This window comes from Gracilinema caldarium (assembly GCF_029265695.1).
GTDB classification, from domain to species: Bacteria; Spirochaetota; Spirochaetia; order Treponematales; family Breznakiellaceae; genus Gracilinema; species Gracilinema caldarium_A.
This window is the reverse complement of record NZ_JAJUHW010000032.1, coordinates 1-11263: the sequence shown is the minus strand read 5'-3', so window position 1 is coordinate 11263 and position 11263 is coordinate 1. Positions and strand designations below refer to the sequence as shown.

The following is an 11263-nucleotide window of genomic DNA, read 5'->3' as shown; positions in this document are numbered from 1 at the left end:
CTTCCTGCGGTAGCCATCACATGGTAGGACGCACTACTTCCATGGTTTTTTTAAGTATCTCCATTGGCTTGAGCGGTTTAATAAGATAGCTCTTTACCCCAGCCTGGAAGGCGCGGATGACCGACTCCCGCTGGGTAACCGCTGAAAGCACGATAATTGGAAGTTTGATATCCCGGGCCTTCAGTTCCTGCAGAACCTTGAACCCATCAACCTTGGGCATGAGCAGGTCAAGGAACAGGATGTCATAGTTTTTAGACCCTATGGTGTTTAAGAAACTTTCACCGTCCGGATAGGATTCAACGGTTGCTCCAACCTGTTCAAAGGTTGTTTTTACCAATTCCTGGATAACAAAATCATCGTCCACCGCAGCAATAAGCATATTTTCCATTCGTTCCCGCATATCTTCTATGGTTAGCGTTTTACGAGCTTCTTCTGCGCCGAATTTCAGCAAGACCGATTCCGGGGCTGCGGTCTCTTCGGCCTGCAGAATCTTTTCGCTGATGATTTCGGCTTTTTTTTCACCGAACTCGGTAGTACCATCCATCTCAGCCAGGAGTCCTTCCAGGGCATATTGGAGGTTGCTGCTTACTTCGATGCCGTCGTATTCTTTCCTGCCGGCGATAAACTTTTGGGTAAAATCATCTTTGGTAAGAATTCTGATATTGCGAGTCTTTGCTCGGGACGCCTGGAGCACCGTATCCAGCAGTTTTTGGAGATTTGTTGCATCCGCAAAGGACAGCTTAATGTCACTCAGCATGACGATGATTTTGGGAACCCGAATATCATACAGATCAATCAATTCCATTATTTTAAACCGGAGCAGGTCCAGCTTTTCCCGGTTAAGACCCTGGGCAATTTCGATAAACAGGATATTGTCGTTCACATGGACTTCCATAATGGAAGGTGTATCATCCAGGTCAAAATGCACCTGCAGCAATTCTGCAAGGGTTGCAAAGATGGCATCGATTTTAATGGGTTTGGTAAAAACCTTCTTGACGTTGTACTGAACAAGTTCGATAATTTTTTTCTGGTCAATACGTTGGGCCATAACAATGACCGGAATTGATGCGGTGTTGGGGTTCTGTTTTTTTTCTTTTAACACCTCGGTGCAGCTTTGGCGGCTCAAATGGTAGTCGATGATAACCAAATCCGGCATGTTGTTCCTAATCTTGGCGATACCGTCAAGGCCGTTGATTGCAACGCTTACTTCGAGCCCCGCATCGGCAAGTTTGATACGGAGGTATTCCCTGAAAATGGGGGATTCATCAATAATGACCACATGTTTCATAGTTATATTTATTGTAGGCGAGTGTTAACGAACATGCAAGTGAAAGGAGGCAGTTCATGGCAAAACGAATTTTGGAATTAATAGCTGAGGGTTTTGAGGATGTAGAGGCGGTGACTCCAGCAGATTACCTGCGGAGAGCTGGTATAGAAGTTGTCCTTGCGGCAGTGGGAGCAAGTAAAACGGTAAAAAGCAGCCGGGGCTTGACCCTGGTAACCGATACCACCCTGGCAGAACTCAGCTCTCAAGGAGCCCTCAGCGCAGCATCCTGGGATGGCATTGTGATTCCCGGAGGCATGCCTGGAGCAAGCAACATTGCTGCTTCAGTAACAGCGGCTACCCTTCTTAAAGAGATGCACCACTCTGGGAAGCTTGTGGCGGCAATCTGCGCATCGCCGGCGGTAGTCCTTGCCCCCCTGGGACTCCTTTCGGGAAAACGATTTACCTGCTTCCCCGGGATGGAAAAAAATGTAAGCGGCGCTCTTTGGAAAGAAGAGCGGGTAGTGGCCGACGGGCAAGTTATAACAAGCCGTTCTGCAGGGACCGCAGGGGAGTGGTCCTATGAAATTATTAAACATTTAGTTGGGTCCGATGGGGCTGAAAAGGTAGCCGCGGCGGTGCTTTTACGGCATTAATTAGCGATCAACTTGCTTAGTTTAAAGCCCTACGCAGGGAAGCTAGTTTTCTGGCCTCTATTTTTGTGCCGGGAATGCGAATAATTTCCCGGGCAAGCCGATTTCCCATTTCTGCGCAATCAGAAAGTGATTTGCCGCGGAGCCAGGCAGCTAGAAAACCTGCGGCAAAGGCGTCCCCTGCACCGGTGGTGTCAAAGGGGACTATCGCCTGGGTCCGGGCTAAATAAGCTTCGCCGTTTGCAAAAACCCGGCCGCCCTGGTCTCCCAGTTTCACTGCAATAATGGGAAAAATATCCTGTTTTGTAAGGTTTTGCAGCGGCAGGTAACGGTCTTCTTCATCCATATCTGCATCATTGAGCAGGGCTCTGCGGGGATCCAGATATTTGCAGAAAGCCTCTGCTTCATCTTCATTTAAGAAAAGAATAAGCGGTTTGGTCCTGCAGTACGTTTCCAGGCGGCTTGCGTGGGCCTCAACAATTTCCACGGATCCCGCATCGATAGCAATAAAGGTTCCATACTGTTCTGCTGTTTGCATGACATGTTCTACCAGGCGGGTCCTGCCCAGAATGTAGCCATCCAGCATGATGAGCTGTGCCCGGCGGATAATATCCCGATCAACGTGTTCAGGCCCCAAGGCGAGGGCTGCTGCGGGGCTTGCAAAGACGCGAGCATTGCTTCCCTGTTCTTTCAGCACCACGCAGCCGCCGGTTGGATCTCTTACGGTAACCAGGTGTGCGGTAGTCCCCGCATCCTCCAGTTCACGCCTGAAGCGCTCGCCCCATGCGTCGTTTCCCACGCTGCCGATAAATGCGGTCTTAATTCCTAGCTGGGCGGCGAGCTTTACCGTATTCGCCGCGCCTCCGCCGGCGCACAGTACGGGATCGGAAAGCTGCTGGACCAGAGCCGCCAATGCCTCAGGGGCGATGTGGCGCCCCTGTCCCTGGGGCAGGTTTCCGAGACCCGGTGTAGAGACGTTAGTAGAGAGGGCAAAAATATCTATGAGGGCGTTGCCAATTCCTACAAGCTCACAGTCCGCCGGCATCGTTCATCAACCTTATACGTTACTTTGCCTTGGCAAGAATGGAAGCCAGGGCAGGATTTTTTATCAAATCGTTTTTTAGTCCCTCGGCCCGGGCCTTATTTACATAGTCCGGATGCTGGAAGGTGTAGGTGAAATTGGTGTGGATGTCGTAGGTCCCCGCCATAAGGGCGTAGGCGTCTTCGGTCATCACGAGTTCCTCGTCGGTGGGAATGATGAAAATCGGGATTTTAGATTCCTTGGCCGCAATGTTGGTTTCCGCATTTCGGCTGCGGGCAACGGCGTTCTTTTCTGGATCGTACACGATGCCAAGGCCCTGGAGTCCCTCTAAGACCTTTTTCCGGATAAAGGGGGCCATTTCGCCAACGCCGGCGGTAAAGACCAGGGCGTCGACACGTCCCAGGGCAGCCATGTAGGCGCCGATGTATTTTTTAAGCCGGTAGGCTTCAATATCCTGGGCTAGTTCTGCCCGCCGGTCTCCCTTTTCGACCGCAGCCTGAATGTCTCGCCGGTCCGTATACTGTCCGGTAATGCCGAAGAGACCGGATTTTTTGTTCAGGATGCTTTCAATTTCTGTGGCGCTGGCGCCGGTTTTCCGCATCATATAAAAGGGAACCGCCGGGTCTACGTCTCCTGACCGGGTGCCCATGACAAGGCCTTCCAGGGGAGAAAGCCCCATGGATGTGTCGAAGGAGCAGCCGTCTTTGACCGCATTAATAGAAGAACCGTTTCCGATATGGGCGATGATGAGATTCACATGATGGAAATCCTTGCCCAGGAGCACCGCAGCTCGCTTAGACGTATAGAGGAAGCTTGTTCCATGAAACCCATAACGGCGGACCGCATGCTGTTCATACCAATCATAGGGGACCGCATACAGGTAGCTTGCTTCGGGCATGGTCTGGTGCCAGGCCGTATCCATAATGGCGCAGTGGGGCACATTAGGGAGTACCTTTTTTGCCGCTTCGATACCCATAATGTTCGCCGGGTTATGAAGCGGGGCCAGGTCAGAGACTTCGTGGAAGGCCTTCATAACCTCGTCGGTAACGATGACGGACTTTGTGAATTTGGAACCGCCGTGAACGACCCGGTGCCCCACGGCCTTAATCATGCCCATATCGTGGATTACCCCGTGAACCGGATCGGTCAGGGTGCTGATGATGAGCTCTACCGCCTCGGTGTGGTTCGGGCAGTTATGCTGCTTGGTATATTCTTCTTTACCCTTTGCCTTGTGAGTGATAAAGGAATTGCCCTGGGTTACCCGTTCGACAATTCCGACCGCAAGTACTTCTTTTGCATCCCAGTCGTATACCTGGTACTTGGCAGACGACGAACCGCAGTTCAGTGTTAAAATAACCATGTAAACCTCCACAATGTATAAACAGATACAGAGACGGCTAGCCGTTCTATAACAGATCGCCTCGATCAGCGTTCTTTATTTGTTCCACGATTGTTTTTACCTGCTGACTCTCGCCCTTTTTACAAATCAGCACAGAGGGTGTTTTGCCGTCCGCGCCTGAGCGGACAACCACAATAAGATCCTCCACGCCGCAGAGGGCTACAGGAATATCTGAATCGACAAAGCAGTTTGATGAGCCTGCGGTGAATACCGATTGGCTTGCCGAGTTTGCCTCTGTTTTCCCCTGTTCAAGAATTTTGGCGTACTCATCCCAGCTGCCCACATCGATCCAGTAAAAGCGGCTTGCGACCATGGCAACGGAAGGACATTTTTCCGCAATGGCATAGTCAATAGAGATAGGGGCCACGGCCGTGTATGCCTCTTTTAAGCCGGGCCAGCGGCTCAGAAGAGCAACGCCCTGCTGGGTCTCTTTGTGTTCCGGCAGGGGCTGGGGCAATGCCTCAAAGGGGGCGATGGTTTCCGGTGCGTGCTCGCGGAATTGGGAAAGCATAAAGTCCACACTAAAGGCGAACATGCCGGAATTCCAAAAAAAGTTCCCCTTTGCAATGAAGCTCTGGGCGGTGGCCAGATCCGGTTTCTCCCGGAACCTGGTAACCTTATAAGCCCTAGCCTCTAGGGCTACCCCGGTTTCCGGGGCTTCCCCGGTGCCCAGGGGCGAGACTTGCGAGCCCGCTTCAATATAGCCAAAGCCCGTTTCGGGCCGCTGGGGCGGAATGCCAAAAACGACCAGGGCATCGGATGCTGCAAGCTGGGCAGCAGTTGCTGCATCGGCTGCAAAGTCCTGCAGGGGGCCGATAATATGGTCGCTGGTGAGCACGAGGGCATTTCGTTTGTTGTGGGTTGCCTGTTTTTTTATAAAGGTTGCGGCGCAGGCAATAGCCGGCGCGGTGTTTTTACCAACCGGTTCAGGAATAACCACGATCCGTTTTCGCTGAGGTTCGGGTAGGTCTCCACAGGCTTTAATCACATGGGGTACATGACCCATGCCGGTAACGATGATGACCAATCCGTCCGATTCGGTAACCGCAAAGGCTCGTTCAAGGGCGGACTTAAAAAAGGTGCCGCCGCCGGGAATCTCTAAAAACTGTTTTGGACAGCGGGAATTGCTTGCAGGCCAGAGCCGGGTCCCCGATCCGCCCGCCATGATGATACAATCGGTAAACATTACTCGATTATATGCCATATTGCCTGTTTGCCGCAACTGTTCCGTGCTATCATAACCCTATGGATATAAAGAAAAAAGATGAATGGTTTAAGGACGAAACCTTTTGGGATCAGTTCGCTCCTATTATGTTCGACGAACAGCGCTGGGCTGAAGTGCCTGCTGTGGCCGATGGAATTGAAGCCCTGTATACCGCTCTGGCGGCTTCCAGGGGAAGGGCCGGCAAAGCCCTTGCAATACTTGATCAGTGCTGCGGTCTTGGCCGTCTCACGGTAGAACTAGCCCTGCGGGGGCACCGGCTGACGGGGGTAGATATTACCCCTTCCTACCTGGAAGCCGCCAGGGAAAGCGCCGCCGATGAAGGCCTCACGGTCGAATTGATCCAGGCCGACGTCCGGCACTTTGTTCGACCCACATCCTTCGACCTGGTGTTAAATCTCTATACATCTTTTGGTTATTTTGCCGATCCCGCTGATGACAAACAGGTATCCCGTAATGCCTATGATTCCCTTAGCGCTGGGGGCCTCTATATAATTGAGACCCTGGGAAAGGAAATCGCCGTCCGGGACTTTACCGAAGGCGAATGGTTTGAGCGATCTGGTGCGGTGGTCCTCACGGAGTACGAAGCGCTGAATGGGTGGGAATTTCTAAAAAACCGCTGGATCCTGCTCAAAAATGGAGAGCGATTTGAACGAAGTTTTAACCAGCGGCTCTATGCATCGACAGAACTGCAAAAGCTCTTGCTTGATGTGGGTTTTACTTCGGTGTTTGTTTTTGGCGGCTGGGATAAGCGGTCTTATGATCAGAAAGCCCAGACTCTGATTGTTGTGGGCCGCAAATAAAAAAGGCAGTCCGCCGGTGCGGACTGCCAAAAACTTTAGCTTGTATGGACTGCCCGAATGAGCGGGCAGCTCAAGGGCGATTATTTAATCAATATAAATTCTACACGCCGGTTCTTCCACCAGTTGTCCCGGTCTTCCCAGCGGACTACCGGCCGTGTACCGCCCATGCCAACATAGCTTAAGCGGTTCCGGTCTACACCAAACTGGATAAGCAAATCCATGATTGCCTTTGCCCGGGCTTCACTCAGGGGCTTTAGTTCTTGATTTTCTTCCTGTGCAGTTCTGGTTACAGGATTTGCGTGGCCTTCCACTTTGACCTTGTAGTCCCTGAACTTGTTGAGTATTTCGGCGATACGCTTTAACACCCGGATGTTATTGTCCACCTTCTCCTGGGGCAGGCTATTAAAATCTGCTCCGTTTTCACGGAATATAATGGAAGGTACTTTAATCTTAAGCTGATCCCCTTCCCGGATAACCAGTACGTCTACCCCAATGATAGAAGTTATAGTGCTGGTGTTTCCAAGACTGTCCGTCGACTGGATCTGGACTGGGTAGTCTGTGGCTGCCTGGACCAGTTCTCCCTTGTTGCTGCGGCCATCCCAGGTGTATTTGCCCGCAGGGCTTCCCCTGCCTTCGATCCGGTAGAAGAGTTGTTTCGGTCCCTCGGGTTCACGGATCTCAAGGTTCCATGATGCGATAGGCGAATCATCCTGGGCTCCGACTGTCATAGTGAGCTCATCTTCTATTCCGTCGTTGTCGGGGCTGAAGTATTGGGGACTGGAGGAGAAGCTGAGCCGCGGCCCGGTGATATCTACAAGGATGGGGTTTATGCTCTGGTCGATCAGATCTCCCTTTGCATAGAGAACTTGGAGCCGGGCGGTATAGGAGCCTTCCACAACTTGGCCGGCATCATTCTTGCCATCCCAGACAACCGACTCTGGAGGAGTAGTCTTTCCCGAACCCAGGGTACGGAATACAGCACCGGAAGCACCAAGAATTTCCAGTTTCCAGTTTTCTATGCCATCTTTGGGATTCAATACAACTGAGAAGCTTGTTGTATCAAAGCGGCCATCGCCGTTGGGGGAAAGACCCATAGCAGAGGCGGTAAAGAAGGCTCGGGGGGTGCGGGCATCCACGGTTATTGGCTCTAGGGTCCGCATGGTCCGGTTCCCCGCTTCGTCGGTAGAGCTTACGGTAAGCCGGTAGTTTCCGTCGCTTACCTGGTTTCCTGCACTGTCAGTGCCATTCCAGCGAATGCTCGGTGCCTGTTCTGTCCAGGCCCAGCTCATCATCGACTTACCTGCCATATCGGTTAATTCAGCCTTCCAGGTATCCTGGCCGGGGGTACCGATTTCGAGGATCAGGAAGTCTTTTCTGCCATCCTGGTTTGGAGAGAAGAGAGTATAGGGTGCAGAAAGGGTTAATTCCGGTGCAACCGTGTCCACCGCGAAAGGCTGGGAAAGGGCCACAGGATTATTACCATTGATGTATCTAATGTCCGCACGGGCAGTATATTGGCTGTCCGGTACGGTATTCCCGGCCGTATCCCTTCCATTCCATGGTATAGTATCCGGTACTCTTCCTCTGCCTTCGAAACTGCGGACAATTTTGGATGCGCTATCAAGTATATCAACCTTCCAGGTCTGTATGCCATCTTTTACCTGCAGCTGCGGCAGGAGGGTGAGTGTATCCTTTACCCCGTCACCGTTGGGCGAGAAGGCCTTCATATCCGTGTTGAGCAGTACCGGCGTATCGGCGGTGCTTAGGGTAAAGCGAACCATGTTGGAATATCCCGTATTGCCTGCCCGGTCGGTAGACACGAGCCGATATTCATAGTCGCCGTCCTGAGCGAGCCTTCCAGTATCATCCCGGCCGTCCCAGATTACCCGTTTGTCAGCCTGGCCGGCGAAGCTAAAGGTTTTAACCAGTATACCGCTTCCTTCCCGGTAGGTTTGGTCTCCCGCAGGGATTCTCCGAACTTCTCCCTTCCAGCTTACTTCTTCGCTGCTTTCCTGGATAAAGACCATGGTGTCCTGCTTGCCGTCATTGTTGGGCGAGAAGGCAGGATACTCGGTCTGTACCGCTCCGTTCGGAGCTGTTATATCCATGATAAAGGTCGGAGACAGGGTGCTGGCCACATGGCCGTTCTGATAAATAACTGTCAGTTCTGCCTGGTAGGTTCCTTCTGCAATGGGGAGTCCCGTGTCGTTTTTACCGTCAAAATCGGTCTGGGGCGGTACGGATTGCCGGCCGCTGTAGGAACGTACCGGTGTGCCGTTCTGGCCTTTAACCGTCATTTTCCATTCAACAATACCTTCCCGTATCGGAACTCCCGGGCTGAGCCGCAGGGTATCCTTAATAGCGTCTCCATTTGGGGAGAAATAGCTGTCGCCAATAAGGAGGCTCACCACAGGCTGTTCGGTGTTTACGATAATGTTTTCCAGTCTGGTGCTGCCGGAATTTTGAGCCCGGTCGGTAGCCGAAATACGGTAGGAATAGACTCCATCGGGAACAATAGAACCCGTGTCATTTTTACCGTCCCAGACAATCGCGGCGGGTTCTCCGTTTGTCACATTAAAGGAGCGGACCTTGGCGCCAGATGCATTGTAAATACCTGCATCCCAGAGATCTTCTTTGGACCCTTTAATGACAATCTCAAAGTTGTCTTTGTTGCCGTCACCGTCGGGAGAGAAAATCATTAGTTTTGTAAGATCCGCCAATCCGCCGGCTTGGGTAATTTCCACTGTGGGTGGCGTATTGTCCACGATTACTTCATAGCGGTTCGATGTGCCGGTGTTCCCGTTGTCATCCGCTGCGGAAACCGTAAAGAAATAGTTTCCGTCTGGGGCTACTTCGCCCGATTCTAAAACACCGTCCCAGCGAAGTGTCTCTGGAACCATAACTCCGGACTTAACATCCAAAAGCCGGTCCACTATGTTCCGGAATCCCTGAGTCTCAGGCCTGCGTTCCTTGTTGCGGTAGTTGCGAACAAGGTTGTTTTGGCTGTCAAAAATTTCGAATTTCCACCAATCTACATAACGCTGATCGGTAATACTGATGGGAAATTCCAGGGCATCGGATTTTCCGTCGTTGTTTGGAGAAATCCAACGGGTTTCTGGATATGCAACCGTAATGACCGGAGGTGTTTTATCCGCCACACCCATGGTCCAGGATGCGCCGGTCCCAAAGGCCCACACATCGTTGTACAGCGGCTTGGCTGCCAGGGCTCCTGCAATTTCGCCTTCCTGGTTTTTGCCGTTCCCCTGCAGGGCAAAATTCATGGTAAGTCCCACCGAGGGAATCCCTGATACATGTTTACCCAGCAAAGCTTCTTCTATATTTAAACCGGTAGAGGTAGATATCGTGAGGAGTTGGGCAACCTGTATATTAAGACCCAGTTTCCAGGTAAGGTTCATAAAGCCAGGCAAGGCGAGGTCGCTTGCAACGCCGAGGCGCAGGGGATCCGGTTTCCCTTCTTTACCATGGATGCGAAGATAATCGAAGGAGACACCGCCTGCAAGTGTAAAGGGGGAGGGGATAAAACTTTTGCCAATACCTCCAAATACCACGGCCCAGGTAAAATCATCGAACAACAGGAGTTTCCCCATGTTATACCGGAAGCCCAAATCTAAGGCTGCGGTCCAGTCGGTACCGAACCCAAAGTTCAAGCCCGCACCAACGGTCATGCCGGGATACAGTTCTTTGGCGACGCTGCCATCAATGGCAAATGTGGTTCCAATGGGAAAGGACCCAAAGGGACTGGAAAGCAGCCGCATGGACCCCGCAAAAACAGCATATTTCGTGGGATATATGGCTCCCAAGGAAAGGGCGTGACCTATTCCAGGCTCAGCCCCCAGGCCCATGAGCATCAGGTATCCCGCATCCAGCACGGTCCGCTGGGCTTGCCCTGCGCTGGCAGGATTGAGCGATTGAGCCATGGAGGTCCCCGCTGAGGTGGTAAAAAGACCCGCTCCGGCCGCCTGTGGCGAATACAGATCCTGAGCTGTATCCACTCCCACCGTTTGGGCAAAGAGCAGACTTGCGCTCATTAACAGAACAAAAGAAACAAATAATAAAAGCTTCTTTCTGGGGGATATGTACATGTATACCTCCGTAAATTACATTCATATAACAATCGGCCATAACGGTACGATACAAAAGACCTCTTTTGCTGCATTAGCATGCAAAAAACCTTACTAATAATATAATACTAATGGTATAATAAACTTATGGAAAATTACGTCCTTATACCCAGTCCTTTGGGCGTACTGCAGGCAGCTTGGAATGACAAGGCACTGACAGCTCTGGATTTTGTAGATGATCAGGTTGATGAACGGGTAGCACTTTCAGGCGGCTCTGTTCCGTCCTTTGTTTTGCGTTTTGCCGAGGAGCTTGAGGCTTATTTTTTCGGGGCTCTGCGGGAGTTTTCGGTGCCCTTGGCCTTTACAGGGGGTACTATCTTTCAGAGAAGAGTCTGGGAGGCCCTGCGAGAAATCCCCTATGGATCTACCGTAACCTATGGAGACTTGGCTCGTTCTTTAGGGTTTTCCTCCGGTGCAAGCCGAGCCGTAGGCTCTGCCTGTGGAGCCAATCCTTTACCTCTACTTGTTCCCTGCCACCGGGTCCTAGCCGCCGGAGGCAGGCTCGGCGGCTATGCGGGGGGCCTGTGGCGCAAGGAACGGCTCCTTGCTATTGAACAGGCTCAGCCCCGGTAGCAGAGTACCGGTTTTCGGGCCGCAGCGGTTTCGTCGAGCCTGCCGACCGGTGTGTTGTGGGGAGCCGATTTTATCAGCTCCGGGTTTTCTCTGGCTTCTTCGGCGATGCTGAGGAGGGCCTGGGCAAAGGCTTCCAGTGTTTCAGGGCTTTCTGTTTCCGTCGGT

The 11263-nt window shown here is 52.1% G+C and carries 8 protein-coding genes; 3 read left to right on the top strand and 5 right to left on the bottom strand.

Translation table 11 applies throughout. The features are described from left to right. Positions 1 to 16 precede the first annotated feature (16 nt). Positions 17 to 1288, bottom strand: coding sequence for a response regulator (locus tag Q7P68_RS10295; RefSeq protein ID WP_304225356.1), 1272 nt, complete (start codon positions 1286 to 1288; stop codon positions 17 to 19). A 56-nt stretch (positions 1289 to 1344) separates the two neighbouring features. Between Q7P68_RS10295 and Q7P68_RS10290 the strand changes: the two genes are divergently transcribed. Beyond that, positions 1345 to 1920, top strand: coding sequence for a DJ-1 family glyoxalase III (locus Q7P68_RS10290; protein WP_304225354.1), 576 nt, complete (start codon positions 1345 to 1347; stop codon positions 1918 to 1920). A gap of 16 nt (positions 1921 to 1936) precedes the next feature. On the opposite strand, the gene Q7P68_RS10285 is transcribed toward Q7P68_RS10290, so the two are convergent. Genes Q7P68_RS10285 through Q7P68_RS10275 form a run of 3 tightly spaced genes read right to left on the bottom strand, consistent with a single transcriptional unit; the run spans position 1937 to position 5544 of the window. After that, the gene (locus Q7P68_RS10285) at positions 1937 to 2962 is read right to left on the bottom strand and encodes an adenosine kinase (RefSeq protein WP_304225352.1); all 1026 of its coding nucleotides are present in this window, start codon (positions 2960 to 2962) and stop codon (positions 1937 to 1939) included. Between the two features lie 19 nt (positions 2963 to 2981). Then, on the bottom strand, positions 2982 to 4319 hold the full coding sequence (locus tag Q7P68_RS10280) for an acetate kinase (protein WP_304225350.1): 1338 nt from the start codon (positions 4317 to 4319) through the stop codon (positions 2982 to 2984). Between the two features lie 46 nt (positions 4320 to 4365). Beyond that, positions 4366 to 5544, bottom strand: coding sequence for a mannose-1-phosphate guanylyltransferase (locus tag Q7P68_RS10275; RefSeq protein ID WP_304225348.1), 1179 nt, complete (start codon positions 5542 to 5544; stop codon positions 4366 to 4368). 59 nt (positions 5545 to 5603) lie between these two features. Here Q7P68_RS10275 and Q7P68_RS10270 point away from each other — a divergent pair, with 59 nt between their 5' ends. Continuing rightward, positions 5604 to 6383 carry a class I SAM-dependent methyltransferase gene (locus Q7P68_RS10270; RefSeq protein WP_304225346.1) on the top strand — a complete coding sequence of 260 codons (780 nt, stop codon included), beginning with the start codon at positions 5604 to 5606 and terminating at the stop codon, positions 6381 to 6383. 80 nt (positions 6384 to 6463) lie between these two features. Here Q7P68_RS10270 and Q7P68_RS10265 read toward each other — a convergent pair whose 3' ends face one another. After that, positions 6464 to 10486 carry a FlgD immunoglobulin-like domain containing protein gene (locus Q7P68_RS10265; protein ID WP_304225344.1) on the bottom strand — a complete coding sequence of 1341 codons (4023 nt, stop codon included), beginning with the start codon at positions 10484 to 10486 and terminating at the stop codon, positions 6464 to 6466. A gap of 126 nt (positions 10487 to 10612) precedes the next feature. On the opposite strand from Q7P68_RS10265, the gene Q7P68_RS10260 reads away from it, so the two are divergent. After that, entirely contained in the window at positions 10613 to 11098 is a 486-nt protein-coding gene (locus Q7P68_RS10260; RefSeq protein WP_304225342.1) for a methylated-DNA--[protein]-cysteine S-methyltransferase, read from the top strand. The last annotated feature ends 165 nt before the right edge of the window (positions 11099 to 11263 follow it).